The organism is Nocardia sp. NPDC059177 (assembly GCF_042755165.1).
GTDB lineage: Bacteria > Actinomycetota > Actinomycetes > Mycobacteriales > Mycobacteriaceae > Nocardia.
The window spans coordinates 47,090-73,095 of record NZ_JBHZBX010000009.1 but is presented as its reverse complement, the minus strand read 5'-3'; the positions used below and the strand labels follow the sequence as shown (position 1 = coordinate 73,095).

29 protein-coding genes are annotated in these 26,006 nt (G+C 69.7%); 17 read left to right on the top strand and 12 right to left on the bottom strand.

All coding sequences use genetic code 11. From position 1 onward, the window contains the following. Nucleotides 1-47 precede the first annotated feature (47 nt). The 7 genes from hemL (at nt 48) to ccsB (ending at nt 6,350) form a co-directional block, all read left to right on the top strand. Nucleotides 48-1,346: a glutamate-1-semialdehyde 2,1-aminomutase gene (gene hemL, locus ACFXK0_RS13895; RefSeq protein WP_379410690.1), complete on the top strand. Its 1,299-nt coding sequence runs from the start codon at nt 48-50 to the stop codon at nt 1,344-1,346. A 107-nt stretch (nt 1,347-1,453) separates the two neighbouring features. Beyond that, entirely contained in the window at nt 1,454-2,080 is a 627-nt protein-coding gene (locus ACFXK0_RS13890; RefSeq protein ID WP_218716653.1) for a histidine phosphatase family protein, read from the top strand. Further along, nucleotides 2,077-2,715: a TlpA disulfide reductase family protein gene (locus ACFXK0_RS13885; RefSeq protein WP_379410504.1), complete on the top strand. Its 639-nt coding sequence runs from the start codon at nt 2,077-2,079 to the stop codon at nt 2,713-2,715. The genes ACFXK0_RS13890 and ACFXK0_RS13885 overlap by 4 nt, the downstream gene beginning before the upstream one ends. 56 nt (nt 2,716-2,771) lie before the next feature. After that, nucleotides 2,772-2,945 (top strand): hypothetical protein, encoded by a 174-nt coding sequence (locus ACFXK0_RS13880; RefSeq protein ID WP_379410503.1) that lies wholly within the window; start codon nt 2,772-2,774, stop codon nt 2,943-2,945. Next, nucleotides 2,945-3,757, top strand: a complete 813-nt coding sequence (locus tag ACFXK0_RS13875; RefSeq protein WP_379410502.1) for a cytochrome c biogenesis CcdA family protein — start codon at nt 2,945-2,947, stop codon at nt 3,755-3,757. The genes ACFXK0_RS13880 and ACFXK0_RS13875 overlap by 1 nt, the downstream gene beginning before the upstream one ends. Next, nucleotides 3,757-5,385, top strand: coding sequence for a cytochrome c biogenesis protein ResB (locus ACFXK0_RS13870; RefSeq protein WP_379410501.1), 1,629 nt, complete (start codon nt 3,757-3,759; stop codon nt 5,383-5,385). The genes ACFXK0_RS13875 and ACFXK0_RS13870 overlap by 1 nt, the downstream gene beginning before the upstream one ends. Beyond that, nucleotides 5,385-6,350, top strand: coding sequence for a c-type cytochrome biogenesis protein CcsB (ccsB, locus tag ACFXK0_RS13865; RefSeq protein ID WP_379410500.1), 966 nt, complete (start codon nt 5,385-5,387; stop codon nt 6,348-6,350). The genes ACFXK0_RS13870 and ccsB overlap by 1 nt, the downstream gene beginning before the upstream one ends. Nucleotides 6,351-6,422: 72 nt before the next feature. Here the strand turns inward: ccsB and ACFXK0_RS13860 are convergent, their stop codons facing one another. From ACFXK0_RS13860 to ACFXK0_RS13850, 3 genes are all read right to left on the bottom strand, one after another. Beyond that, nucleotides 6,423-7,073 carry a hypothetical protein gene (locus ACFXK0_RS13860; protein WP_379410499.1) on the bottom strand — a complete coding sequence of 217 codons (651 nt, stop codon included), beginning with the start codon at nt 7,071-7,073 and terminating at the stop codon, nt 6,423-6,425. Nucleotides 7,074-7,207: 134 nt separating this feature from the next. After that, nucleotides 7,208-7,387, bottom strand: coding sequence for a hypothetical protein (locus tag ACFXK0_RS13855; protein WP_379410498.1), 180 nt, complete (start codon nt 7,385-7,387; stop codon nt 7,208-7,210). A 115-nt stretch (nt 7,388-7,502) separates the two neighbouring features. Further along, nucleotides 7,503-7,712 (bottom strand): BldC family transcriptional regulator, encoded by a 210-nt coding sequence (locus tag ACFXK0_RS13850; protein WP_278261525.1) that lies wholly within the window; start codon nt 7,710-7,712, stop codon nt 7,503-7,505. Nucleotides 7,713-7,876: 164 nt separating this feature from the next. Here ACFXK0_RS13850 and ACFXK0_RS13845 point away from each other — a divergent pair, with 164 nt between their 5' ends. The 5 genes from ACFXK0_RS13845 (at nt 7,877) to ACFXK0_RS13825 (ending at nt 10,626) form a co-directional block, all read left to right on the top strand. Then, on the top strand, nt 7,877-8,203 hold the full coding sequence (locus ACFXK0_RS13845; protein ID WP_379410497.1) for a DUF4229 domain-containing protein: 327 nt from the start codon (nt 7,877-7,879) through the stop codon (nt 8,201-8,203). Beyond that, a complete protein-coding gene (locus ACFXK0_RS13840; RefSeq protein ID WP_379410496.1) occupies nt 8,200-9,285 on the top strand; it encodes a PLP-dependent cysteine synthase family protein in 1,086 nt (361 codons plus the stop codon). The genes ACFXK0_RS13845 and ACFXK0_RS13840 overlap by 4 nt, the downstream gene beginning before the upstream one ends. 91 nt (nt 9,286-9,376) lie before the next feature. Continuing rightward, a complete protein-coding gene (locus ACFXK0_RS13835; protein ID WP_379410494.1) occupies nt 9,377-9,598 on the top strand; it encodes a helix-turn-helix domain-containing protein in 222 nt (73 codons plus the stop codon). Continuing rightward, on the top strand, nt 9,598-10,167 hold the full coding sequence (locus ACFXK0_RS13830; RefSeq protein ID WP_379410493.1) for a Clp protease N-terminal domain-containing protein: 570 nt from the start codon (nt 9,598-9,600) through the stop codon (nt 10,165-10,167). Before ACFXK0_RS13835 ends, ACFXK0_RS13830 begins: the two co-directional genes overlap by 1 nt. A 63-nt stretch (nt 10,168-10,230) precedes the next feature. Beyond that, nucleotides 10,231-10,626: a phage holin family protein gene (locus tag ACFXK0_RS13825; RefSeq protein WP_379410492.1), complete on the top strand. Its 396-nt coding sequence runs from the start codon at nt 10,231-10,233 to the stop codon at nt 10,624-10,626. A 4-nt stretch (nt 10,627-10,630) separates the two neighbouring features. Here the strand turns inward: ACFXK0_RS13825 and ACFXK0_RS13820 are convergent, their stop codons facing one another. Then, nucleotides 10,631-12,325, bottom strand: a complete 1,695-nt coding sequence (locus ACFXK0_RS13820; RefSeq protein ID WP_379410491.1) for a nitroreductase family deazaflavin-dependent oxidoreductase — start codon at nt 12,323-12,325, stop codon at nt 10,631-10,633. A 99-nt stretch (nt 12,326-12,424) separates the two neighbouring features. On the opposite strand from ACFXK0_RS13820, the gene ACFXK0_RS13815 reads away from it, so the two are divergent. Further along, nucleotides 12,425-13,033, top strand: a complete 609-nt coding sequence (locus ACFXK0_RS13815; RefSeq protein ID WP_379410490.1) for a TetR/AcrR family transcriptional regulator — start codon at nt 12,425-12,427, stop codon at nt 13,031-13,033. 172 nt (nt 13,034-13,205) lie between these two features. Here the strand turns inward: ACFXK0_RS13815 and ACFXK0_RS13810 are convergent, their stop codons facing one another. Further along, on the bottom strand, nt 13,206-14,075 hold the full coding sequence (locus ACFXK0_RS13810; RefSeq protein WP_379410488.1) for a 1,4-dihydroxy-2-naphthoate polyprenyltransferase: 870 nt from the start codon (nt 14,073-14,075) through the stop codon (nt 13,206-13,208). 28 nt (nt 14,076-14,103) lie between these two features. After that, entirely contained in the window at nt 14,104-14,562 is a 459-nt protein-coding gene (locus tag ACFXK0_RS13805; RefSeq protein ID WP_379410487.1) for an SRPBCC family protein, read from the bottom strand. 103 nt (nt 14,563-14,665) lie between these two features. Between ACFXK0_RS13805 and ACFXK0_RS13800 the strand changes: the two genes are divergently transcribed. Further along, nucleotides 14,666-18,067 carry a BTAD domain-containing putative transcriptional regulator gene (locus ACFXK0_RS13800; protein ID WP_379410485.1) on the top strand — a complete coding sequence of 1,134 codons (3,402 nt, stop codon included), beginning with the start codon at nt 14,666-14,668 and terminating at the stop codon, nt 18,065-18,067. Between the two features lie 47 nt (nt 18,068-18,114). Here ACFXK0_RS13800 and ACFXK0_RS13795 read toward each other — a convergent pair whose 3' ends face one another. The 5 genes from ACFXK0_RS13795 to ACFXK0_RS13775 all read right to left on the bottom strand — a co-directional run bounded on the left by ACFXK0_RS13795 (nt 18,115) and on the right by ACFXK0_RS13775 (nt 22,630). Continuing rightward, entirely contained in the window at nt 18,115-18,939 is an 825-nt protein-coding gene (locus ACFXK0_RS13795) for an ABC transporter permease (protein WP_379410483.1), read from the bottom strand. Next, nucleotides 18,936-19,922 (bottom strand): ATP-binding cassette domain-containing protein, encoded by a 987-nt coding sequence (locus ACFXK0_RS13790; RefSeq protein ID WP_379410482.1) that lies wholly within the window; start codon nt 19,920-19,922, stop codon nt 18,936-18,938. Before ACFXK0_RS13790 ends, ACFXK0_RS13795 begins: the two co-directional genes overlap by 4 nt. A 75-nt stretch (nt 19,923-19,997) precedes the next feature. After that, nucleotides 19,998-21,131, bottom strand: a complete 1,134-nt coding sequence (menE, locus tag ACFXK0_RS13785; protein ID WP_379410688.1) for an o-succinylbenzoate--CoA ligase — start codon at nt 21,129-21,131, stop codon at nt 19,998-20,000. A 187-nt stretch (nt 21,132-21,318) separates the two neighbouring features. Further along, complete coding sequence (locus ACFXK0_RS13780) at nt 21,319-21,711, bottom strand: VOC family protein (protein WP_379410481.1); 393 nt, start codon at nt 21,709-21,711, stop codon at nt 21,319-21,321. Nucleotides 21,712-21,736: 25 nt separating this feature from the next. After that, entirely contained in the window at nt 21,737-22,630 is an 894-nt protein-coding gene (locus ACFXK0_RS13775) for a 1,4-dihydroxy-2-naphthoyl-CoA synthase (RefSeq protein WP_379410480.1), read from the bottom strand. A 141-nt stretch (nt 22,631-22,771) separates the two neighbouring features. Here ACFXK0_RS13775 and ACFXK0_RS13770 point away from each other — a divergent pair, with 141 nt between their 5' ends. From ACFXK0_RS13770 to menD, 3 genes are all read left to right on the top strand, one after another. Then, nucleotides 22,772-23,218 (top strand): DUF6918 family protein, encoded by a 447-nt coding sequence (locus tag ACFXK0_RS13770; protein WP_379410479.1) that lies wholly within the window; start codon nt 22,772-22,774, stop codon nt 23,216-23,218. A gap of 333 nt (nt 23,219-23,551) precedes the next feature. Beyond that, a complete protein-coding gene (locus tag ACFXK0_RS13765) occupies nt 23,552-23,836 on the top strand; it encodes a hypothetical protein (RefSeq protein WP_379410478.1) in 285 nt (94 codons plus the stop codon). Nucleotides 23,837-24,079: 243 nt separating this feature from the next. Next, nucleotides 24,080-25,711, top strand: coding sequence for a 2-succinyl-5-enolpyruvyl-6-hydroxy-3-cyclohexene-1-carboxylic-acid synthase (gene menD / locus ACFXK0_RS13760; protein ID WP_379410477.1), 1,632 nt, complete (start codon nt 24,080-24,082; stop codon nt 25,709-25,711). Here the strand turns inward: menD and ACFXK0_RS13755 are convergent. Continuing rightward, nucleotides 25,708-25,950 (bottom strand): hypothetical protein, encoded by a 243-nt coding sequence (locus ACFXK0_RS13755; RefSeq protein WP_379410476.1) that lies wholly within the window; start codon nt 25,948-25,950, stop codon nt 25,708-25,710. The two genes, menD and ACFXK0_RS13755, sit on opposite strands and share 4 nt — an antisense overlap. Nucleotides 25,951-26,006 lie beyond the last annotated feature (56 nt).

Sequence of the window (26,006 nt, the reverse complement as noted above, 5' to 3'; positions counted from 1 at the left end):
TGAGTTCTTCTCCGCGCGCGGCCAAGGCCAGTCCGTCGCAGGTACCGATGTCCGCTCAGCTCTTCGAGCGGGCCGCTTCGGTGATCCCGGGTGGTGTCAATTCCCCGGTCCGTGCGTTCAATTCGGTCGGTGGCACGCCGCGGTTCATCGCCTCGGCGAACGGCTACACCCTCGTCGACGCCGACGGCAACTCCTACGTCGACCTGGTCTGCTCCTGGGGCCCGATGATCCTGGGGCACGCGCACCCGGCGGTCGTCGAGGCGGTGCAGCGGGCCGCGACGGGCGGGCTGTCCTTCGGCGCGCCCACCGAGGCCGAGATCGAGCTGGCCGAGGCGATCGCCGCCCGGGTCGACCCGGTCGAGCGGGTGCGGCTGGTCAATTCCGGCACCGAGGCCACCATGAGCGCGGTGCGCCTGGCCCGCGGCTTCACCGGCCGATCCAAGATCGTCAAGTTCTCCGGCTGCTACCACGGCCACGTCGACGCGCTGCTCGCCGACGCGGGCTCGGGCGTGGCCACGCTCGGCCTGCCGACCTCGCCGGGTGTCACCGGCGCCCAGGCCGCCGACACCATCGTGCTGCCCTACAACGACCTCGCCGCCGTGGCCGCCGCCTTCGCGGCGCATCCCGGTCAGATCGCGTGCGTCATCACCGAGGCCGCCGCGGGCAATATGGGCGCGGTCGCGCCGCTGCCCGGTTTCAACGAGGGCTTGCGCACCCTGGCGCACGACAACGGCGCGCTGCTGATCATGGACGAGGTGATGACCGGTTTCCGCGTCAGCGCCGCCGGTTGGTACGGCCGCGAGGGTGTCGCCGGTGACCTCTACACCTTCGGCAAGGTGATGAGCGGTGGTCTGCCCGCCGCCGCGTTCGGCGGTCGCGCCGAGATCATGAACAATCTCGCCCCGCTCGGCCCGGTCTATCAGGCGGGCACGCTCTCCGGTAATCCGGTCGCGGTCGCGGCCGGTCTGGCGACCCTGCGCGCCGCCGACGACGCGGTGTACGCGGCGCTGGATCGCAATGCCGATCGGCTCGGGTCGCTGCTGACCAAAGCCCTGGCAGAGGCAGGGGTCGAGCACCAAGTCCAGTTCGCAGGCAATATGGTGAGCGTGTTCTTCGCCGAGCGCCCGGTCACCGACTACGCCGCCGCCAAGGCGAGCCAGACCTGGCGTTACCCCGCTTTCTTCCACGCCCTGCTCGACGCGGGCGTGTACGCGCCGCCGAGCGCGTTCGAAGCGTGGTTCGTCTCCGCGGCACTCGACGAGGACGCGTTCGACCGTATCGCCGCCGCTCTGCCCGCCGCCGCCCTCGCGGCCGCGGCCGCAACCCCCGAAGGATCCACAGCGTGAGCTCCGACCAGCCCGACGCAGAATTCGCCACACCGGCCGACGGTGCCGAGGCGCCGCACCCGGCGCCCGCCGCCGCGCCGCCCGCCCTCGACGACGACTCGTCGACCGTGGAGACCATCGTCCACGTGCTGCGCCACGGCGAGGTGCACAATCCCAACGGCATCCTCTACGGCCGCCTGCCCGGCTTCAGCCTGTCGGTGACCGGCCGCTCGCAGGCAGGCGCGGTCGCGCGGTCGCTGGCCGACCACGACGTCTCGCTGGTGATCGCCTCCCCGCTGCAACGCGCCCAGGAGACCGCGGCCCCGATCGCGGCCGCGCACGACGTCATCGTGCGCACCGACGAGAACCTGATCGAAGCCGGCAACACCTTCGAGGGCCTGCGCGTATCCGTCGGTGACGGCGCGCTGCGCAAGCCTCGGCACTGGTGGAAGCTGCGCGACCCGTTCACCCCGTCCTGGGGCGAGCCGTACCTGCAGATCGCCCATCGCATGCTGGCCGCGGTCAACAAGGCCCGTGTCGAGGGGGCCGGACACGAGGTCGTACTGGTCTCGCATCAGCTGCCGGTGTGGACGCTGCGCCGGTTCCTGCAGGGTCAGCGCCTCTGGCACGACCCGCGCAACCGTCAGTGCTCGCTCGCCTCGCTGACCTCGCTGGTCTATCACGGCGATACGCTGGTCGACATCGTCTACTCCGAGCCAGCGGGCGCGTCGGATCCGTCGGTACACGGCGCATGACTCGCTCGACCATTCCGGGATTCGCCCGCGGCCATCGGCTGCGGGCGGTGACCGCCGCGCTGTCGGCCCTGGTGGTCGTCGCGGTGGCCGGTTGCGCGACGGGTACCGATGCGGTGGCAACCGGCGGCGGCACCTTCGAATTCGTCTCACCGGGTGGTAAAACCGATATCAGATACGATCCGCCCGCCTCCCGCGGGACGATCGGGACGCTCTCGGGGCCCGACCTGATGCACGAGGGGAAGACCGTTTCGGTCGATGATTTCCCGAACCAGGTCGTGGTCGTGAATCTGTGGGGGCAGTGGTGCGGCCCGTGTCGCGCCGAATCGCCCGCGCTCGAAAAAGTCTATGCGGCGACCAAAGACAAGGGCGTCGCGTTCCTGGGTATCAATGTCCGCGATCACCAGCGCGACAAAGCCCAGGACTTCGTGGTGGACAACGAGATCGAATACCCGTCCATCTACGACCCGTCGATGCGAACCTTGCTCGCCCTCGGCGGAAACTTTCCCACCAGTGTCATTCCGACCACGCTGATTCTGGATCGTCAGCACCGGGTCGCCGCGGTCTTCCTTCGCACGCTCTTGGCCGAAGACCTGCAGCCCGTGGTCGAGACCATCGCCGCCGAGGAGAAGCAGTGAGCCGTCGTCGTCCCGGAAACTTGACCGCGTGTCGCCCCCGCCAGGGTGCCCGCCGGATGGGAGCGGGCTGGACCGTAGACGATCGTTGGGCGGGCATCGCGACCGTCCCGCGCAGCGTCGCCGGGGCCGGCCTGTTCGATTTCGGTCCGTCCGAACCGGCCGAGACCGAGCGCACCCTGTCGTTGCCGCGCGACGAGCAGCGTGACGAGGACACAGGCGCCACCGAGTGATGGTGCTCGCCGCAGTCGGGGATTCCTTCCAGCAGACCGCGGCATCGGGTCCGTTGCTGCTGGCGCTGGGAGCCTGCCTGCTGGCGGGCCTGGTGTCGTTCGCTTCACCGTGTGTCGTGCCGTTGGTGCCGGGGTATCTGTCGTATCTGGCCGGGTTGGTCGGGGCCGAGGCGCCACCGGCCACTGCCGCGCAGGCGGGCACCCTCACCGCGCAGCGCCGGAGCGCGAAGGTGCGGGTGGCCGGTGCCGCCGGGCTGTTCGTCGCCGGGTTCACGGTGGTGTTCGTGCTGGCCACGGCCACCGTGTTCGGTGTGATCCAGACGCTCAACGTCAACCGGGAGCTGCTGCAGCGCATCGGCGGTGTGGTGACGATCCTGATGGGTCTGGTGTTCATCGGCCTGGTGCCCGCGTTGCAGCGTGACACCAGGATGGAACCGCGCAGGCTCACCAGCATCGCGGGCGCGCCCCTGCTCGGCGGGGTGTTCGCGCTGGGCTGGACGCCGTGCCTCGGCCCGACGCTGTCCGGGGTGATGGCGGTGTCCGCGGGCACCGAGGGCACGACCGCGGCGCGCGGTGTGGTGCTGATCGTGGCCTACTGCCTCGGTCTCGGCCTGCCGTTCGTCGTGTTGGCGTTCGGGTCGGCGGGTGCGCTGCGCGGGGTCGGATGGTTGCGGCGCAATTCGCGCACCATCCAGGTAATCGGGGGTGTTCTGCTCGTCGCCGTCGGCGTCGCGCTGGTCACGGGGGCATGGGACCAGTTCGTCGGCTGGGTGCGCGACGCCTTCGTCTCCGAGGTGACTCTCCCGATCTGATGACTGACACACTCACTGCGCCGACCACCCCCACTCCGCCCGTCCGGCAGTCGCTGCCGGGCCGGGCCTGGGCCCTGGTCCGCAATTCCTGGCGCGGCCTGACCAGCATGCGCACCGCCCTGGTGCTGCTGTTCCTGCTGGCCCTGGCCGCCATCCCCGGCGCGCTGCTCCCGCAGCGCAGCCTGAACACGCAGAAGGTCGAGCAGTACATCGCCGACCGGCCGACGCTCGGCCCGTGGATGGACCGGTTCGAACTGTTCGACGTGTTCGGCAGCTTCTGGTTCACCGCCGTCTACGTGCTGCTGTTCATCTCGCTGGTCGGCTGCATCCTGCCGCGCTGCTGGGACCACTACAAGGCGCTGCGCACGCCGCCGGTGGCCGCGCCGCGCAACCTCGGCCGGTTGCCCCACCACGCCGACGAGACCGTCGACGGTGACGCCGCCGAACTCGTCGAGCGGATCCGCGGGCAGCTGCGTGGCTGGCGCACCGAGGTGCGGCCGGGCCGGCGCGACGGCGAGGTCACCCTCTCGGCCGAGAAGGGCTATCTGCGCGAGTTCGGCAACCTGGTGTTCCATCTGTCGCTGGTGGGGCTGCTGGTCGCGATCGCGCTGGGCAAGCTGTTCGGCTACGAGGGCAATGTCATCGTGATCGCCAACAACGGTCCGGGCTTCTGTACCACCTCGCCCGCGGTGTTCGACTCGTTCCGCGCGGGCAATACCAACGACGGCACCGGCATGACGCCGCTGTGCGTGAAGGTCAAGGACTTCAAGGCCGACTACCTGCCCACCGGCCAGGCCGAGATGTTCACCTCGAACATCGAATACCAGGCAGGTCAGGACCTGAAGACGAACACCTGGCGCAGCACCGAGCTGCGGGTCAACCATCCGCTGCGGGTCGCCGGTGACCGTGTCTACCTGCAGGGTCACGGGTTCGCGCCGACGTTCACCGTCACCTACCCGGACGGGCAGACCCGCACCGAGACCATCCAGTGGCGCCCCGACGACGCCCAGACCTTCCTGTCCAGCGGCGTGCTGCGGTTCGACCCGCCTGGCGGCATGTACGCCACCGACGAGGAGCGCCGCCAGAACCAGATCGCCATCGAGGGCCTGTTCGCGCCGACGGCGCTGTTCCACGGCAGCCTGCTCACCTCGGCGTTCCCGAAGATGGACGACCCGGCCGTCGCGGTGGACATCTATCGCGGCAACACCGGCCTGGACACCGGCCGCTCGCAGTCGCTGTTCGCGCTGGATCCGGAGATGATCAGGCAGGGGCGGCTCACCAAGGAGGCGCGGGTCAACCTGCGTCCGGGCGAGTCGACGACGTTGCCGAGCGGGGTGAAGGTCACCTTCGACGGTGCGGAGGAGTTCGTCAACCTGCAGGTCTCGCACGATCCGGCCCAGCAGTGGGTGCTGGTGAGCGCGCTGACGATGATGGCCGGTCTGCTGGTGTCGTTGCTGGTGAAGCGGCGCCGGATCTGGGTGCGGGCCTACCCGGCCGAGAGCGGGGCAGGTACCGTGGACCAACGACGCACCGTAGTAGAGATGGGTGGTCTGGCTCGTAGCGATCAAGCGGGCTGGGGCGGCGAATTCGACCGACTACGGGCACGGCTGCTGGGAGCGGAGAACTGATGCAGATCGACGAGACGCTGTCGCGATACAGCGATTTCGCCTTCATGTCGGCGATGGCGATCTACGCCCTGGCCACTGTCCTGCTGATCGTGCAGTACGCCTCGGCGCGCGCCAAGCAGGTCGCCGTGCGTGAGCTCGTCACCGCGGGCGCCCCCGCCGATCCGGGCATGCCCGGCCGCATCGAGACCCCCGCGGCCAAGCCGCTGTCCGAACGCCTCGGCAATATGGCGTTCTCGGTGCTGGTGGTCGGCGCGGCGCTGCACGTGGGATCGATCGTATTGCGCGGCTTCGCGACCCACCGTTTCCCGCTGGGCAACATGTACGAGTTCACCACCATGGCCACCGCGGCCGCCGTGGTGATCGGCCTGATCTTCCTGCGCGACCAGCGCTACCGGGCGATGTGGGCCTTCCTGCTGGTGCCCGTGCTGATCCTGATGTTCCTGGCCGGCACGATCCTTTACGCCGACGCCGCACCCGTGGTCCCGGCCCTGCGCTCGTTCTGGCTGCCGATCCACGTCACCATCGTCAGCATCGGCAGCGGTGTCTTCCTGGTCTCCGGCGTCGCCAGCCTGCTCTACCTCTACCGCATGCGTCAGCCCGCGGGCGAGGAGTCGAACTCGATCTTCGGCACCATCGCCCGCCGCCTCCCCGACGCCCGCACCCTCGACCAGCTCGCCTACAAAACCACCATCATCGGTTTCCCCCTCTTCGGCGCAGGCGTCATCCTCGGCGCCATCTGGGCCGAAGCCGCCTGGGGCCGCTTCTGGGGCTGGGACCCCAAGGAAACCTGCTCCTTCATCGCCTGGGTCCTCTACGCCGCCTACCTCCACGCCCGAGCCACCTCCGGCTGGCGCGACACCAAAGCCGCCTGGATCAACATCGCCGGCTTCGTAGCGATGCTGTTCAACCTCTTCATCATCAACATGGTGATCAGCGGATTGCACAGCTACGCCGGTCTGACCTGACCTGACCCGGCTACGGCGAAAGCCCGGAGGCTCGAAGGAGCTTCCGGGCTTTTGTTGTCGGGTGATCGCGGATCAGCAGTAGTAGCAGATCTTGTTGGCTGGGAGTTCTACGTGGCAGTTCAAGCAGACCGGTTTGCGGAGCGGTTCGGGCTTGGGGATGGTGACGCTGCGGCGGGAGGTGGCGGTGTGTTTGGCCTCGACTGCTTCGGCGGCTTCGGTGGTGGCCAGGTCCTGGGAGGTGCGCTGGCGGACGGCGGCGACCTTCGGGGGGAGGGTGGGTAGGCCGCCGTCGGCGGGGAGGTCGGTGGCGTAGTGCTGGTAGCACTGCCAGCGGGCGGCGGCGGCATGCATCTCGAGGTCGTCGGGGATGGGCAGGCCCGCGAGTTCGAGGATGTAGCGGTAGCCGGTGCCGACCGTCTGGTTGCGGCGCACGCACAGCGCGCTCAGCGGCGGCTCGTTGTTCTTGTGACAGTGCTCGGCGACGCGGTCGAGCACCACCGGCAGCCAGTGCTGCCACTTCACCTGGGTGCGGATCCCGGACTCTTCCTGGACCAGCTCCGCGAGCTCGGTGTTGACGATGAAGTTGTTGAAGCGGGTCGCGGTGTCGGCCAGCACTTCGTGTGCTGCCCGAGTCCACGCCGACCGTGCTTCGGTGAACGTCACGGCGCTGCCGTCGGCCGCGCGCCAAGTGGTCGGAATGGAACCCTGCTGCACATCGATCACCGGAATACGTTATCTATCCAGGTTTTTCGCGCCGCATCCGGGGTATGTGCGGGATCTCACGAACGCGTTATTCATCCCGACCGCTCGGTATCATGCCGAGCCGGACATCGGAAAACAGCAGGCCACGAAGGGTGTCAGAGATCGCCGGAATCGTCGCGGTGCTGTTTGCCCAGGCGCCAGAGGAATTCCGGGTCGTCGTCGGGGCCGAGGACCGGTCGTCGCGTGGAGCGCGGATGGGGCTTCTCGGGACCGAACGCCTTCCAGCACAACACCGCCACGGCCACGATCGCGATGAGTGCCAACAGGTACGTCACGTCGCTCACCTCCTGCTATCGAGGGTAGCCGTGTCCGCGCCGTGTGCACATCCGCAACGGAAGGGAAATTTCCGGCAAACGCGAGCCCAGGACAGGCTCGCGCCGCCGGCCGTGGTCAGCGCGGAGCTGCCTCGGTGGTGAGCGACCTGAGCAGCTGCAGAACTTCGGACTCGCGGAATCGGCGATGTCCGCCCGGCGTGCGCAGCGAACCGAGCCTGCCCGCATGAGCCCACCGCGTGACGGTCTTGGGGTCTACGTGGAACATGGCGGCCACTTGGCCTGGTGTCAGCAGAGTGTCCTGGCCGCCGACGGTGATCGCAGTCATAGCTAACCTCTCCGTTCTCGACAGTTCCCTCATCAGATGGCGTCATCGTCGCACTGCGACCCCCACCTAGTCGAACCACCTACTGTTGGTAAAGGGGAAGTAATAGACAAAAGCCGCGAACGGGGCCGCATCGAGCCGCCCGGTGGCGGGGTTAGGCTGTTGGCGTGAGTGAAGCAACTGGTCAGCAAGGTTCGGGCGCGGGAAAGCGGCTTTTCCGCAATCTGGCGCTCTACACGCTGGCCCGCATGGGGCTCGTGGTGGTGATCGCTGCGATCATCATCGGCGTCGCCGCGCTCATCGGGGTGGATATCCCGATAATCGTCGCCGCGCTGTTCGCCCTGATCGTCGCCATGCCGCTCTCGCTCACCCTGTTCAAGTCGCTGCGGACCAAGGTGAACGAGGACATCGCGATCGTCGATGCCCGGCGCAGGCAGGACAAGGCGCAACTGCGGGCCCGCTTGCGAGGTGACGACGACGGGTCGGCCGCGTGAAGGTCGTCGACCACAGCGCCCCGCGTGCCTGGGTCGACAATGCCGTCCGGCTGATCGACGCCGATGCCCAGCGCTCGGCCGACACCCACCTGCTGCGCTACCCGCTGCCAGCGGACTGGCCGGTGCAGCTCTACCTCAAGGACGAGTCCACCCACATCACCGGCAGCCTCAAGCACCGGCTGGCACGTTCGCTGTTCCTGTACGCGATCTGCAACGGCTGGGTCGGCGAGGGCACGACGGTGGTCGAGGCGTCCTCGGGGTCGACGGCGGTCAGTGAGGCGTATTTCGCGAAGCTGCTCGGCCTGGATTTCGTCGCGGTGATGCCGGCGAGCACCTCGCCGCAGAAGATCGCGCTGATCGAAGCCCAGGGTGGCCGATGTCATTTCGTGCAGCGGCCGCCGGAGATGTACACCGAGGCCAAACGGCTCGCCGACGAGTCCGGCGGGCATTTCATGGACCAGTTCACCCATGCCGAGCGGGCCACCGACTGGCGTGGCAACAACAATATCGCCGAGTCGATCTTCCAGCAGCTGGCGCTGGAGACCCATCCGGTGCCGGAGTGGATCGTGGTCGGCGCGGGCACCGGCGGCACCAGCGCCACCATCGGCCGCTATCTGCGTTATCGCAGGCATGCCACCAAGCTGGCCGTGGTCGACCCCGAGCACTCGGCCTTCTTCGGCGGCTACGAGACCGGTGACGCCGGGTACGAGACCGGCATGCCGTCGCGGATCGAGGGGATCGGCAGGCCGCGGGTGGAGCCCTCGTTCATCGGCCAGGTGGTCGACCGGATGATCCTGGTGCCCGACGCCGCCTCGATCGCCGCCGCCCGGCATGCCAGCACGGTGCTCGGCCGTCGGGTGGGCGGCTCGACCGGCACCAACCTGTGGGGCGCGTTCGCCCTGATCGCCGAGTTGATGGCCGCGGGGCGCAGCGGCAGCGTGGTGACGCTGCTGTGCGACGGCGGCGATCGCTACGCCGGAACGTATTTCGACGACTCCTGGGTCGCCGCGCAGCATCTCGACCTGTCTGGCCCGGCGACTGTGCTCGACGAGTTCGCCGCCACCGGTCGCTGGCGCGGCTGAGTTTCCGCACACCACTGTTCGCGCGCTTGTTCGCGCTCAGCGATGTCAATTTTTGTTGACACGACCGGTTTCGTCAATCAAAATTGACGTCATGACCGATGCGACAACCCTCGCCGCCGCGGCAGGCAATCCCGATCCCGCCGTCGGCCTGCGCGCCGTACTCGCCCTGCGCAGGCTGGCCGACCGGCTCGAAACCATCCAGGTCGCCAACGCGCGAGCCGCGGGCTGGTCCTGGCAGGCCATCGCCGAGGCGCTCGAGGTCAGCAAGCAAGCGGTGCATCAGAAACACAACCGGAAAGGTGGGACCCGCTGATGTTCGAGAAATTCAGCAAGCACGCCAGGGTGGCCGTGGTGGTGGCCCAGGAAGACGCCAAGGAACTCGGCGCGCAGCGCATCGGGCCCGAGCACCTGCTGCTCGGCGTCCTGGCGAATGCCGAACCGGGTCTCGCCGCGGTGCTCACCGCGCGCGGCATCACCACCGAGGACGTCCGGGCCACCCTCGCAGGCACGACCCCGCTGGGCCCCGACGACGCCGAGGCGCTGCGTTCGATCGGCATCGACCTGGACGCGGTGCAGGCCAGCATCACCGAGAACTTCGGCCCCGAGGCCTGGGAGCGCGCCGAACCGGAGGGCAAGCGGGGCCTGTTCGGCCGGCACAAAGGCACCTGGGGGCACATCCCGTTTTCCGCGGTGGCCAAGAAGTCCCTGGAACTCGCGCTGCGCGAGGCCGTGCACCGCAAGGACCGCGAGATCGGTTCCGCGCATCTGCTGCTCGGCGTTCTGCGCGCGGGCGAACCGGCGACCACCGAACTGCTCGGTGGCAGTGCCGCGGTGGGTGCCCTGCGCGCCGATATCTACGGAATGCTCGACCGCGCAGCGTGAATTCCGTGTCGGGTGTGTGTCAGACCCGCCGCGATGTCCGATTCCCGGCTTAGCATGGCGGGTATGCAGCTAGCAATTCGGTTGATCATCAACGCCGTTGCCATCTGGGCCGCGGCGGCGTGGATCGACAAGATCGATATCTTCGTGCCGCCGGACTGGTCGCAGGAGTGGGGCAACTGGGGCAAGGCCCTGGTCATCGTGATCGTCGCGCTGGTGTTCACCGCCGTCAACGCCGTGATCAAGCCGATCGTGAAACTCCTGTCGCTCCCGTTCGTGATCCTCACCCTCGGCCTGTTCCTGCTGGTGGTGAACGCGGGCATGCTCTGGCTGACCGCCAAGATCACCGAGCTCACCGACTACGGCCTGCGCGTGGACGGCTTCTGGGCCGCGCTGTGGGGCGGGGTCATCATCACCCTGGTCAACTGGGTGCTCGGCATCCTGGTGCCCGACGGCGACTAGCCGATCAGTCGGTGAAGGTGATCCGCACCGAGACCGGGTTGCTCTGCAGGGTGCGGAAGGTCGCCGCCGTCAGGCCGGCGAACACCGGGTTCGGTGCGAAGCTGCGGGCCCGGGCGACCACGTCGTCGCCGGGGCGCAGCTCAGCGACACCGGTACGCCACCGATCGCCCTGCCGCACCCGGACTTTCGGCTCCGAGCCGATATTGGCCGCCCAGCCCGACCGGGTGCCGTGCTGGCTGATCACCCAGGCGCCGGTGTCGTCGAAGGCGACCGAGACCGGGACCACTCTGGTCTGCCCGGACTTGCGGCCGGTGGTCTCGAGCTCGGTCGCGAACGAGGTGCGGACGCCGATCCGGCCCAGCGCGCGGACCGCCGGATTGGCGAGATAGCGCCCGACGGCGCGCTCGATCTCGAACTTGCGCAGGGCCGGATCCTTCGGCCGCGCGGCCGAACTCCTCCTGCTGCGGAACGCGTCGAGGCCGTTGCGCTGGAGCATGGTCGCCGCCGTGAACCACGGTGTGCGGCCGGGATCCGGGTCCTGGCCTGCGCCGAGGCGATGCAGCTGGTCGGTGTGCCATTGCAGGTCGAGCGCACCTTCGACGGCCTTGACCGCGGCCAGGGTGGTCAGCGCGGCGGGCAGCCGCAGGGAGATCTGGCGCGAGTGCAGCCGGGTGGTGTGTCCGCGCAGGAGTTCGGCCGCGGCGCCGGGCGCGAGGGTGCTGGGGCGGCCCAGGCCCACCACATCGCATTCCTGTGCGGCGACCGCTTCGTCCATCGCGGCGCGGGTGCGGAAACCGCCGGTGACCGCGAGTGGCACCGACCCGGCGAGCGCCCGGACCGAGCGCGCGTAGTCGAGGAAGTACGCCTCGCGGGCGGCGGTGCTCGCCGAGCGGGTGACCGGCCTGCCCATCATCGCGGGCGATTCGTAACTGCCACCGCTGATCTCGATCAGGTCCAGGCGTTCGGCGGCGAGCAAGCTGATCACCGCGCGTGACTCGTCCTCGGTGAAGCCGCCGCGCTGGAAGTCCGCGGAGTTGAGCTTGATCGCGACCGCGAAGGAATCCGCCACTTCGGCGCGGATCGCGCGCACCACCTCGAGCACGAAGCGGGCGCGTCGCGGCGCGTCACCACCCCAGCGGTCGGTGCGCTGGTTGGCCAGCGGCGAGAGGAACTGGGAGACGAGATAGCCGTGCGCGCCGTGGATCTGCACGCCGTCGAAACCGGCGGCCTCGGCGACGCGCGCGGTGGTGGCGTAGCGGCGCACGAGGTCGGTGATCTCGGCATCGGTGAGTTCGCGCGGGGTGGGCAGGCCGGGGATGTCCAGCGCGATCGCCGACGGCGCGACCGGCTGGGCCTTGGAGGCGAGCGGGTTGGCCTGCCGTCCGGGATGGTTGATCTGCATCCAGATCCGGGCGCCGCCCGCCTTGCCTGCCTCGGCCCAGCGGCGCAGGCCGGCGAGATGGCGCTCGTCCTCGACGACGACATTGCCCGGCTCGCCGAGCTGGGTGCGGTCGACCATCACATTGCCGGTGACGATCAGGCCGAAACCGCCCGCGCCCCAGCGCTGATAGAGCCGGTCGATGCGCTCGTCGGGCCCGAATTCCGGTGAGCCGAGGCCCTCGCTCAGCGCGGCCTTCATCAGCCGGTTGGGCAGCACCTGGCCGCAGGGCAGGGCGAGTGGGTCGCTCAGGGCGGTCATCGTCGACTCCTCCGATCCGGGTACACCGATCGGTGTACTTGCCTGAACGGTAGTACACCGATCGGTATACTTCAATCAGGGGCGGACGAAAGGACACCGATGGCAGCGCGTGACGGACTCGTGCAGAGCGCGATCGACCTGGTGCGCCGCTACGGTGTGGCCGGGACCGGGGTCACGCGGCTGCTCGACCACAGTGGGATCTCCCGCCGGACGGTCTACCTGAACTTCCCCGGCGGCAAGTCCGAACTGATCGCCGAGGCGACCCGGGTGGCCGGTTGCGCGATGACCGGCGTGATCGAGACCTTCGGCCGCCGATCCGATCCCGAGGCGACCATCGCGTCGTTCACCGAGGCGTGGAAGAAGGTCGTGGAATCGAGCGATTTCCTCGCGGGCTGCCCGATCGTCGCCGCCGCGCTGGGCCGTTCGGAAGCGCCGGAAGCCGCCGATGCGGCGGGTGCGGCCTTCGATGACTGGGAGCAGGCGCTGGCCGCCCGGCTGCGAGCCGAACAGGTCGCGCCGGAGACCGCGCTGTCACTGGCGACGACGGTGATCGCCGCGATCGAGGGCGCGGTGGTGATGTCGCTGGCCCAGCGCAGCACCGAACCGCTGGACCGGACGGGGCGTCATCTGGCCGAGCTGATCCGGGCGCATGTCCCCTCGCAGCGGTCGGTCACCGAGCCGGAACGGCCGTTATCGGCTCCGGCCTGAGACTCGGTCTGGCGGCCCTGACCTGGCGGCCCGGTCTGCGGCTCCGATCTGGCGTGCCCGGTCAGCCGCGTCGGCGCAGGACTGCGCGGTGGCTGGTGTCAGCACGGCCACTGGGTCGTGCGGCTGACGGCGGCTGGACACCAGATGCCCGTGGCGCACAGGCGCGTCGGATTCAGCCCAGGCCGACAGCCAGCGCGCTCAGCGCCGACCAGGCCAGCAGCGCCAGCCCGGAATCGCGGAGGGCCGGAATCAGTTCCAGCCCGTTGCCGCCGGAGCGCACGGGAGCGTTGGCGCGGATCGCCAGCGGGACCGCGAGCAGTCCGGTCAGCGCCCACGGCGTGCGGGCCACCAGCGCCAGGCTGAGCGCGAACGGCACGGCCAGCAGGATCAGGTGCAGGGTGCGGGTGCGGGCATCGCCGAGTTTGACCGCGAGAGTGACCTTGCCGGACTCGGTGTCGGTGGGGATGTCTCGCAGATTGTTGGCCACCAGCACCGCGCTGGAGAACGCGCCGACACCGATCGCCAGCAGCAGCCCGACCCAGTCGACCCGCAGCGCCTGCACATACTGGGTGCCCAGCACCGCGATCAGGCCGAAGAACACGAACACCGCGATCTCGCCGAAACCGCTGTAGCCGTAAGGCTTGCTGCCGCCGGTGTAGAACCAGGCACCGGCCAGGCACACCGCGCCGATCAGCACCAGCCACCAGGCCGTGGTCACCGCGATCACCAGGCCGGCGACCGCGCCGATGGCCAGGCTGAGCACCGCGGCGGTGCGGACCGCGGTGGGGGAGGCCAGCTTCGAACCGACCAGGCGCAGCGGGCCGACGCGCACGTCGTCGGTGCCGCGGATGCCGTCGGAGTAGTCGTTGGCGTAATTCACCCCGATGATCAGAGCCACCGAAACGACCAGCGCCAGTAGCGCTTTCCACCAGACGGCCCCGTCGATCGATGCCGCCGCGCCGGTGCCCGCCAGGACCGGCGCGATCGCGTTCGGCAGCGTCCGCGGCCGGGCGCCCTCGATCCATTCCGCTGCTGTTGCCATGGATCGCAGCCTAGCCCCGGGGTGCGGGCTAGGCGGATTCGGCGAGTGTCTTGAGCCGGGCCAGGCCCTTGTCGAAGTCTTTGCCGATCATGTTGTCGATCGGGAACACCTTGCCGAGCACACCCATCAGGCCGCTGTGGGTGCCGGTCATCTTCCAGCTCACCTCGGTGTTCGCGCCGCTGGGGACGAGGGTGAAGGTGACGAAGTTGGTGGCCTTGAACGGTTTCTCGAAGGTGAGCTCGATCCCGATCTCCTGTTCGGCGTCGGCCTTGATCTCCATCGCGCCCGCGCCCGCCTTACGGTTGCCGCGCCAGGTGTAGCGCGCGCCGACGCCGGAATCGGGTCCGGTGTAGGTGCGGGCCAGCTGGGGGTCGGCGTCTTCCCACGGTGACCACAGCAGCCACTGGTGGAAATTGTCGATGTAGCCGTGGATGCGCGCCGGTTCGGCAGCGATGGTCGTGCGCCGGATCACCTCGAAGTCGCCCATGTTCGTCAGCCTAAGCCCGGGTACCGACAAATTTCGGTCCGCAGACCCGTGGTGTCGGCGGATCGGGCGAGGTGCCGGCGTGCCGCCTACGATGACATTCGGCATGTCTGAACCGCACCCCGGCCCCGGAGGGCCGCCGCTCGCCGCCGATGCCCCCGCCGTGGTCGGTGTGCTCGGTGTGATCGCGATCCGTCGTGACGGCGCGCTCGTCGCGCTGCCCGGCGCGCGGGCCCGTCTGCTGCTCACCGCGCTGGCGGTGCGGCCGGGGCGGGCCCGCGGCGCGCAGGCGCTGGTCGAGGAGGTGTGGGGCGATCAGCCGCCGCGCGCGCCGATGAACGCCCTGCACACCCAGGTCTCGCGGCTGCGCGCGCTGCTGCCCGCCGGCGCGCTCGAGATCGGCCCTGCCGGCTACCGGCTGACCCTGCCCGCCGACGATGTCGACCTCACCGCCGCCCAGGCGCTGGCCCGGCGCGCCGACGAACAACTCGCCGCGGGCGAACTCACCGGCAGCCTGTCCGCGATCGCGCTGGCCCGCAGCCGCTGGCGTGGCGAACCCGGCGCCGACCTGCCCGATTCGATTCCCGCCGACGACCTGCGCACCGCCGCCGACGACCTGCGCCGCGAACTGGACCGCCTCGAACTCGCGACCAGGACCGCCCAGGGCGACCTCGATGGCGCATTACCGCTGGCCCGCGCCGCCGCGGCCGCGCAACCGCTGGACGAGTCCGCCCACACCACCGTGATCCGCTTGCTCGCGGCCGCGGGCCGCCCCGGCGAAGCACTCGACGTCTTCGCCGCCTACCGCCTGCGCCTGATCGAAGAACTCGGCGCCGACCCGGGCCCAACCCTGCTCGCCCTCAACACCGCTGTCCTGCGCGGCGACCCGATAGAACTGCCGGGCGCCCACCAGAACGGGGGCACGACCGCCCCCGTGGGGCTGCGCTCCAGCGCTGCTCCGGCGGTGTTGCCCGACCACACCGCCGTTGCTCGTCGCGCGCCCGCCCCCACCGCCCTAGGGCTGCGCGCCGCACCCAACGAACTGCTCGGCCGTGCCGCCGATCTCGACGCGATCGCCGGGATGGTCCGGCACTCCCGGGTGACGACCGTCCTCGGCCCCGGCGGCACCGGCAAGACCCGCGTCGCCAACGCCATCGGTGAACGGCTCGGCCGCACCGTGCCGGTGGTGCTGGTCGAATTGGCTTCGGTGCAGGCCGAATCGGTGACGGGCGCCGACGCGCGCGTCGATATCGAGGCCGCCATCGGCTATGTCATGGGCCTGGGCGAACTGGTGCGGGAACCGGTGAATCTGCGGGCAGGCCGTTCGTTCGACGCGGGCAGACGGCTCCGGGAGGTGCTCGCCGCGCGGCCGACGCTGCTGATCCTGGACAACTGCGAGCACGTCATCGAGGCCGCCGCCGACCTGGTCGCCGATCTCGTCGGCAGCTGCGCCCAGCTGACCGTGCTCACCACCAGCCGCTCGCCGCTGGCGATCACCGCCGAAACCGTCTATCCGCTGGCGCCGCTGGCGATCGACGCGGCGGGATCGCCCGCGACGGACCTGTTCTCGGCTCGCGCCCGCGCCGTCCGGCCCGATGTCCGCCTCGACCCGGACACGGTCGCGCGGCTGTGCCGCACCCTCGACGGCCTCCCGCTGGCGATCGAGCTGGCCGCGGCGCGGGCGCGCACCATGAGCGTGGCCGAGATCGAGACCAAGCTCGAGCACCGTTTCGCCCTGCTGCGCAGTGGCGATCGGGCCGCGCCGCTGCGCCATCGCACCCTGCACGCGGTGATCGCCTGGAGCTGGAATCTGCTCGAGCCGGATCAGCAGGTGGTGCTGCGCAGGCTCGCGCGCTTCCCCGCTGGGTTCACTCTCGCGGCCGCGGAGGTGGTCGCCGCGGGTGCCGAGGTGGCCGACGTGGCGACGGCGGTGGACGGACTGGTCGGCCAATCACTGCTCACCGTGCTCGACGACCCCGACGGCGGCGGCGTCCGCTACCGGATGCTCGAGACCGTGCGCGAGTTCGGCGCCGAACAGCTGGCCGCCGTCGACGCCGAGACAGCGGGCGCCGAATCGGCGCTGGTCGGTGCCCGGATGGCGCTGTGGGCCAGGGAATTCGCGGCTGCGGCGATCCGCACCTACCGGGCCGGTGATCAGGTGTCGGCGGTGCTCGCGATCGGCGTGGAACTGGACAATCTGGTGGCCGTGCTGCGGGCCGCGGTCGAGCGTGGCGACGCGCCGACCACCTACGGTGTCTTCCCGGTGATCGCGACCCTGTGGATGATGCGTGGCGCGCACATGGAATTGACGGGCTGGATTCAGCGGGTGGTGAATGTGCCACCGCCGGTACCGGTCTCGGGTGACACCGCGGACCTCGAGATGGTCACCCATGTCCTCGTCGTCCTGCACCTGATGTTCGCCGACAGCGAGAACACCCGCCCGGTGATGCTGGTGCGGCTGCGGGCGCGCCGGCTGCTCGCGCACCCGGACCTCGACCCCGGCCTCGGTGTCCTCGGGCAGTTGATCTGTGTGCGGCGTCGACCTTTCCGGGTCGGTCGCCTGCTGGCCGAGGCGGTGCGTTCGCCACGACCGCAGGCACGGGTCGTCGCGCTGATCGCCCGCGCCAACTTCGCGGAGAACCTGGGCAATATGCGCGGCTCGACCCGGGACGCGTTGCGTGCGCTGGACGAGCTGGGCGAGGGCGAGATCTGGGGGATCGCCACAGTGTGCCAGCATCTGGCGCAGCTGTGTGGCCAGGAGGCCGACTACGTCGAGGCCGTGCGGCACTATCGCCGGGCACTGGAACTGATGGGCCGGTTGCGGATCCACGACGAGATCATGGAGAGCCGCTGCTACCTGGCCGCGGCGCTGATCGGCAGCGGTGACCGCGAGCAGGCCAGAGCGGAGCTCGAATTCGCGGTGCGGGTGGGCGAATCGGGGGTGCGCCAGATCGATGATCCGAGCATCCGCCGTCATCACCGGCTCGCGACCGTCGCCACCGCCGTCGCCGAACTCGAACTGGCCGACGGCGACATCGATGCCGGGCTCGCGCATTTCCGCCGGGCACTGGAACTGCTCGGCTGGCCGGACTTCGGCATCACCCCGGGGCCGGGCGGGCTGATGGTCGCGGCGTGCGCGATCAGCGCGCATGTCCTGCACGGGCGCGCGGCGGACGCGGTGGATCTGGTGGACCAGGTGGTCGAGGCCACCGGCCAGCGGTTGACCCAGTACTTCGACCTGCCGCAGATCGGCGCGGTCGGTGGTGCGCTCGGGTCCTATCTGCTGGCCACCGGGACGAACCGGACGATCGGCCTCGAACTGCTCGCGCTGGCCGGTACTTCGGTCGCCAGGCAGGACAATCCGTCGATGGAACTGGCCCGTCATCTCGCCCTGCACCGCGACACGGTGGGCGCCGAGGCGATGGACGCCGCCGTCCACCGGGCCGCCGGCGTGCGCCGGATGGCGGCGGCCACCCGCATTGTCGAAGTGGTCGCCACCCTGTCCTGAACGCCGCGAACGGCACCCGGAGAGATCCGGGTGCCGTTCAGCGGATTTCAGGCGCGGCGCATGTAGGCCCGCACGGTCAGCGGCGCGAAGATCGCGATCACCACGGCCGAACCGACCAGCGACCACACCAGGTCACCGCCGAAGCTGTTGTTGTTCATCAGCTCCCGGGCCGCGTTGACCATGTAATACACCGGGTTGGCGTGGTTGAGGCCCTGCATCCAGCCCGGCATGGTGCTCACCGGGGCGAAGGCGCCGGACATGAACGTCAGCGGGAACATCACCATCATCGAGATGCCCTGCACCGAGGCGGCGCTCTTGCCGGTGACACCGACCAGCGCCCACACCCAGCTGATCGCGAACGAGCACACCACCACCATCAGGATGGCCGCGATCACGCCGGTCACCCCGCCCGCGGGCCGGTAGCCCAGGCACAGGCCGACCACGATGGTCAGTGTGGAGGCGATGCCGTAGCGCACCATGTCGGCGATCAGCGCCCCGGCCAGCGCCGAAACCCGGGCGATGGGCAGCGATTTGAAGCGGTCGAACACGCCCTTGTCCATGTCCTCGCGCAACTGGGTGCCGGTGACCACGGAGGTGAGGACCACAGTCTGCACGAGAATGCCGGGAATCAGCACCGGCAGATAACTGGACACGCTGCCCGAGATCGCCCCGCCGAAGATGTAGGTGAACAGCGCGGTGAACAGGATCGGCTGCACCGTCACGTCGAAGAGCTGCTCGGGATTGTGCTTGATCTTGAGCAGGCCACGATAGGCCATGGTGAACGAGGTGGCGACGGTCTCGCGCAGGCCGATCCGGTCGCTGACCTCGGCGTTGTCGGTGCTGGGCGCGGGTGCGGTGAGAACTGCGGTCATGCCGCGCTCCGTTCGGTGTCGTCGGAATCCTCGGCCGGGTGGCCGGTGATGGTGAGGAAGACTTCGTCGAGGGTGGGCTTGCTGACCGTGATCTCCTCGACGCCGACCGCCTGGTCGCGCAGGCGGATCAGCAGGTCAGCGGTGAGATTCGGGTCGGGCAGGGCCGCGGTGAGCCTGCCCGCTTCCGGGCTGACCTGCGCGGCGACGCCGAGGAAGTCGCCGATGATGCGGCGCGCGTGCTCGAGCTGGTCGCGATCGACGAGCGTGAGATGCACCGAGGAGCCGCCGATGGAGGCCTTGAGCTCGTCGGCGGTGCCGTCGGCGATCACCCGGCCGTGGTCGATGACCGCGATCCGGTCGGCCAGCTGATCGGCCTCGTCGAGGTACTGGGTGGTGAGCAGGACCGTCGCGCCCTCGCTGACCAGGCGCCGGATGGTGTCCCACATCTGGGCGCGGGTGCGCGGGTCGAGGCCGGTGGTCGGTTCGTCGAGGAACAGCAGCGGCGGGGTGGCGATCAGGCTGGCGGCCAGGTCGAGGCGCCGGCGCATGCCGCCGGAGAAGTTCTTCAGCGGCTTGTTCGCCGCCTCGGCCAGGTCGAACTCGTCGAGCAGTTCGCCGGCCCGGCGGCGGGCGTCGATCCGGCTCAGACCGAGCAGCCGGGAGAAGATGATCAGGTTCTCGGTGGCGGTGAGCTCTTCGTCGACCGAGGCGTACTGGCCGGTGACGCCGACCAGCGAACGCACCGCGTTGGGCCGGGCGACGACGTCGTGGCCGAAGATCCGGGCACTGCCGCCGTCGGGCCGCAGCAGCGTGGCCAGCATCTTGATCGTGGTGGTCTTGCCCGCGCCGTTGGGTCCGAGTACGCCGTAGACGGCGCCGCGCGGCACCGCCAGGCTCACCCCGTCGACGGCGCGCTGCTTGCCGAACACCTTGACCAAGCCGTCGGCCTCGACGGCGAGCGCGGAAGTGGGTGTGTAAGTCATGGGACCTACCGTGCCGCGCCCGCCTTGCGTCGCTCTTGCACCGGCATGTCACCGCCCGTGCAAGAGCTGACGCGCTCAGTGCGTGGTGCCCGCTTGCAGGTGCGCGCGCAGGGCGACGCGGTCGGGCTTGCCCGGTCCGCGCAACGGGATCTCCTCCAGCACCGCCAGCTCGCGCGGGGCGGCGATGGAATCCAGCTCGGCGACCACGTGCGCGCGCAGCTCGTCGAGCGTCGGCGTGGCGCCGGGGGCAGGCACGATCGCCACCGCGACCCGCTGACCCAACCGCTCGTCGGGCAGCCCGAGCACGATGCACTCGCGGATCCCCGGATGGTTGGCCAGTACCGCCTCGACGACCTGCGGGATCACCAGCAGCCCGCCGGTCATGATGGCCTCGTCGAGCCGCCCCGAGATCGACAGCACGCCGTTGTCGAAGGTGCCCGCGTCCTCGGTGCGGAACCAGCCGGGCTCGGCGAAGGCGGGGTGATCGGGCAGGTTGCGGTAGCCGCGCGCGACCATCGCCCCGCCGAGCACCACCCGCCCGTCCTCGATCCGCACCTGCGCGCCGTCGAGCGGCACGCCCTCGTAGACGCAACCGCCGCAGGTCTCGCTCATCCCGTAGGTGCGCACGACATTGATGCCCAGGTCGCGGGCCCGGTCGTAGACGGGCAGCGGCGTGGCCGCCCCGCCGACCAGCACCGCGTCGAGTCCGGCCAGCGCCTTGGCCGCGACCGGCGAATCCAGCGACTTGATCAGCTGCGTCGGCACCAGCGCGGTGTAGCGGCGCGGCCCGCGCATCGCGGCGACCGCCCCGGCCAGCGCCTCGGGCAGAAAACCGCCGGACACGTCGAGCACGGTCGGTTCGGTCCCGGCGAGGATGCTGCGCAGCAGCACCTGGATACCGGCGATGTGATGGGTGGGCAGGGCCAGCAGCCAGCTACCCGGTCCGCCCAGGCGGTCGTGGGTGGCGGTGCCGCTGGCCCGCAACGCCTCGGCGCCGAGCAGCGCGCCCTTGGGGACGCCGGTGGTGCCCGAGGTCGTCACGACCAGGGCGACATCGTCATCGATCGGATCGCCCGGCTTGAGCGCGTCGGAGAGCCTGCGCGCCTCACGCCGGTCGGTGGTCGGAATCGGCAGCCAGGCCGGGCCTGCACCGTCGAGGGCTTGGCGCAGGTGGGGAAGCACTTCGCCGACACCGGAACCGGTCGGCATCTGCAGCGTCCGCAGCGTTCTGCTCACGCCTTCACCTCCGGATACAGCTTGCTGCGCGCCCTCACGGCTTCGATCGTGTCATGCGACCGCGCAGACCCGGCCAACGGGTCTGTTTGCGCTCGCTCGCAGCTATCGTGCGCGGCCGAACCGGGATCGGCAACTCGGCTCGGCCGCGACAAACCGGTGTTCACTCCGGCGACCAGCGCTGATCCCGCCGGATCGGATGTTCGGCCGGAACCTCGACGAGCACGATCGCGACACCGTCCGGATCGCGGACCCACATCTCCCACAGCCCCCAGGGTTCGAGCACCGGCGCACGCTCGATCACGATCCCCTTCAGTGCCAACTCCGCCGCCGCGTCGGCGATCTCGCGGACCTGCAACCAGATCGCGCCATCGAAGGTGCCCGCCGCTCCGCTGCCGCCGTGCGCGGCGACCTCGACCAGCGACTGCCCGGCGTAGAACACCGTGCCGCCCGGGTATTCCCTGGCGATGGCCAGGCCGAGGCCGTCGCGGTAGAACGCCAGCGTGCGCGCGTAATCGCTGGGGCGCACGATGATCCGGCTGTTGAGAATCTCCATCGATCCGCCTGTCTGGGGGGATGTGTCAGAAGTACCAGGGGTAGGGCGTCCAGTCCGGTTCGCGCTTCTCCAGGAACGAGTCACGGCCTTCGACGGCCTCGTCGGTCATGTACGCCATCCGGGTGGCTTCGCCCGCGAAGAGCTGTTGTCCGACCAGGCCGTCGTCGAGCAGATTGAACGCGTATTTCAGCATGCGCTGGGCCTGCGGCGATTTGCCGTTGATGTCGGCGGTCCACTCCAGCGCGACGTTCTCCAGCTCGTCGTGGTCCACGACCTTGTTCACCGCGCCCATCTGATGCATCTCCTCGGCGGTGTACGGCCTGCCGAGGAAGAAGATCTCCCTGGCGAACTTCTGGCCGACCATCTTCGCCAGATACGCGCTGCCGTACCCGCCGTCGAAGGAGCCGACATCGGCGTCGGTCTGCTTGAACCGCGCGTGTTCGCGCGAGGCCAGCGTCAGATCGCAGACCACGTGCAAACTGTGCCCGCCGCCCGCGGCCCAGCCGTTCACCAGCGCGATCACCACCTTGGGCATGAACCGGATCAGCCGCTGCACCTCGAGGATGTGCAGCCGGCCAGCGCGCGCGGTATCGACGGTGTCGGCGGTCTCGCCCTCGGCGTACTGGTAGCCGTTGCGGCCGCGGATGCGCTGGTCGCCACCGGAGCAGAAGGCCCAGCCACCGTCCTTGGGGCTCGGGCCGTTGCCGGTGAGTAGCACCGCGCCCACATCCGAGGTCATCCGCGCGTGATCGAGGGCGCGGTAGAGCTCGTCGACGGTATGTGGCCGGAACGCGTTGCGCACCTCGGGCCGGTCGAACGCCACCCGCACCGTGCCCTGCTCGATATGCCGGTGATAGGTGATGTCGGTCAGGTCCTCGAACCCGAGGACGGGCCGCCACAGCTTCGGATCGAAAGTCACGACACCGATTATTGCCCTACTGTCCGACAGACCGGTACGTGGTCGTGACACCGCAGGTGAGACGGTCGCGCAGTGTTGCGGGGGCCCGCCGGTTATAGTTGCGGCTGCTCGTTCAACGAACCGATCCGGAGGAACCTGAAAGTGGTTGCAGCACTGTCTGAATCCCTGCTCGACGACACCAAGCGTCCGGCTTTCCTTGCTGACGCCGTCGAGGTTCTCGACGCCGAGGTCTCGGACAAAGGTGGTGCGTCCGGCCTGGCCGTGAAGGGTGGGTACGCGGCGGTCAAGAAGATCAGCCCGTCCATCGTTCCGGATGCCCTCGCATCGCTGGCGCCCAAGCTGCTCGATCAGCTCCAGCCCTACTGGGCCGAATTCACCACCTCGGGCACCGGCACCTTCGCCGATCTGCTGGCCGCGAAGTCGGACGAGGTCGCCGAGGCGCTGCTGGCCGTCACCGACGCCCGGGCCGACGCCTCCTCGCGTCCGGCCCTGCAGAAGGTGTACTCCTCGATGCGTGGCTCCGCCAAGAAGCACGTCGTCGAGGCGCTGCCGCGGGTTGCCGACCTGGTGCAGAAGCACGCGGGCTGAGCCGTAGGCGGGGCAGCCCCCGCCGTCCCAGTTCCGGTGAAGGCCGGTGCGCGCCCAGGGATCTTTCCCGGGCCGCACCGGCCTTTCGCATGGGTGGGTGACCACCCTCACGTAACGGGGTGTGGCGAGTCCGGGGCCACAATGTTTTCCGGTCAGCGGTAAATTCCGGCCGGGAGAATGTGAGGCGGGCAACTCCTCCGGTGAACGGCGGGAAAATCGAAGGTAGCCGGAAATCCGGGGGCATTCGAGCCGGTGGAAACTTCCGGATCGAATCGATTACGTTCCTTTTCGAGCGGTTCGAAACACGAATTGCTGAAAGGAAGTTCGGTTCTCATGATCTCTCGCAAGACTCTCGCCGCCACCGGTGCCGCCGCTGCCGCCGCCGTCATGTTCTTCGGTCCCGTCGCCGTCGCGGGCGCCGATTCGGGCTCCGGTACCGGTTCCTTCAGCGGCTCGGCCGACCTGGCCAGCGGTTCCGCCGATCTGACCACCGGTTCGGCCGCGGGCTTCGGTGTGCTCGAGTCCGGCAGCGCCGCGGTCGACAGCGGCACCTCCGCGGTGCTCAACATCGTCGAATCCATCATCGGCATCCAGGACCTCACCGCGCCGGCTTCCTGATCGCGCGGCAGCTGTCCGGAGAATTCCGGTGACGGGAGACCTCCGTCACCGGATTTCTTTATCGATTGTCCGGACATTGTCGCGTGCGCGATTTAACGCCGACATATCAATTGCCGCACAACCTTTTCGGGGAATGGTCCGGGCTCCGTCGCGGTGGACTTGTATGGGCCGCGCCGCCGTCCGTGACGCACCCAACGCGGGCCGGGGGCAGACGCGCGCACCCCGGTCTGACAGTCTGGGATTGTGAATCCGTCTACTGCGCAGGCACGAGTGGTCGTCGACGAGCTCGTGCGCGGCGGCGTCCGCGAGGTGGTGCTGTGCCCCGGCTCGCGCAACGCCCCACTGGCCTTCGCCCTGCAGGCGGCGGACGTGGCCGGGCAGTTGCGGCTGCACATGCGCATCGATGAGCGCACCGCCGGTTTCCTCGCGGTCGGGCTCGCGGTGTCCTCGGGGCGGCCGGTGCCGGTCGTGATGACCTCGGGCACCGCCGTGGCCAACCTCGGGCCCGCGGTGCTGGAAGCCAACTACGCGCGCGTGCCGCTGATCGTCATCAGCGCCAACCGGCCCTACGAGATGCTGGGCACCGGCGCCAACCAGACCGTCGAGCAGATGGGGCTGTTCGGCAGCCAGGTCAGGGCCACGATCAGTCTCGGGCTGGCCGAGGCCGAGGCAGGCGAGTCGAACTACCCGCGACAGAACAGCGTGTGGCGCTCCTCGGTTTGCCGGGTGCTCGCCGCCGCGCGCGGCACCCGCTCGGGCAATGCCGGGCCGGTGCAATTCGACATCCCGCTGCGCGAACCGCTGGTGCCCGAGCTGTCCGAGGACGCGCTACCGCCCGGCCGCGCCGGCGAACGGCCGTGGACCTCGACGCAGTACGCCACCCTCGACGTCCCCCTCGACATCGACCTCACGCCCGACACCGTCGTCATCTCCGGCCACGGCGCCGGCCTGCGCCCCGAGCTGGCCGAGCTGCCCACCGTCGCCGAGCCGACCGCGCCGATGCACGGACCTGCCCTGCATCCGCTGGCGCTGTCGCTGCTGAAACCGGCCCAGGCCATCATCACCGGCCGCCCCACCCTGCACCGGCAGGTGTCACGGGTGCTGGCCGATCCGGAGGTGACCGTCTTCGCCCTGACCACGGGTCCGCGCTGGCCCGATGTGTCGGGCAATGTCGTCGGCACCGGCACCCGCGCGGTCACCACCGGCGCACCGGGCCCGGACTGGCTGGCGCGCTGCGCCGAACTCAACCGGCAGGCCGAATCGGTGGTGCGCGACGAACTGGCGACGCACCCGAAAGCAACCGGCCTGCATGTGGCGGCCGTCGTCATGGACGCGCTGCGCGAGGGCGATCAGCTGCTGCTCGGTGCGTCGAACCCGGTGCGTGATGCCGCCCTGGTCTCGCATCCGCGACCGGGGATCCGGGTGCTGTCCAACCGCGGTGTCGCCGGTATCGACGGCACGGTCTCCGGCGCGGTCGGCGCCGCGCTGGCGCACGCCGGGCGCACCGTCGCCCTGATGGGCGATCTGACCTTCCTGCACGACGCGTCCGGGCTGCTCATCGGCCGGGGCGAACCGCGTCCGGACAATCTCACCATCGTGGTGGCCAACGACGACGGCGGCGGCATCTTCGAACTGCTCGAACAGGGCGATCCGCAGTACGCGGGCGTCTTCGAGCGGGTCTTCGGTACCCCGCACGGCATGGACCTGGCCGCGCTCTGCGCCGCCTACCGCATCCCGCACCGGCAGGTGGATCCCGCCGAACTGGCCGTCGAACTGGCCGGCGAGGCGCACGGCCTGCGCGTACTCGAGGTCGCGACCGAGCGTTCCAGCCTGCGCGAACTGCACGCGACGGTGCGCGCGAAGATCGCCGGCTAGCGCTCCTCGGTGTCGGCGCCGTCGTCGAAGGGGACGGCGATGGTCTGCTCGATCACATCCGCCGGATTCGCGGTGTCGGCGTCGACGGCGACGTGCGCGGCGATCTCCGCGGTGTAGTCGGCCGCGTCGGCGAAGGCCGGATCATCCGGGTCGTCATCGCGGAAGGCCGACTGTTCCTGTTCCACGCGATCGGCCTCGGGGACCTCGTCCAGCGGGTCGGCGGTGTCGTAATCGATCATCGGGTACTCCTCGGTGTTCCCTCGGACGTGATGACGTTGATCGGGTCCTGCGGTTC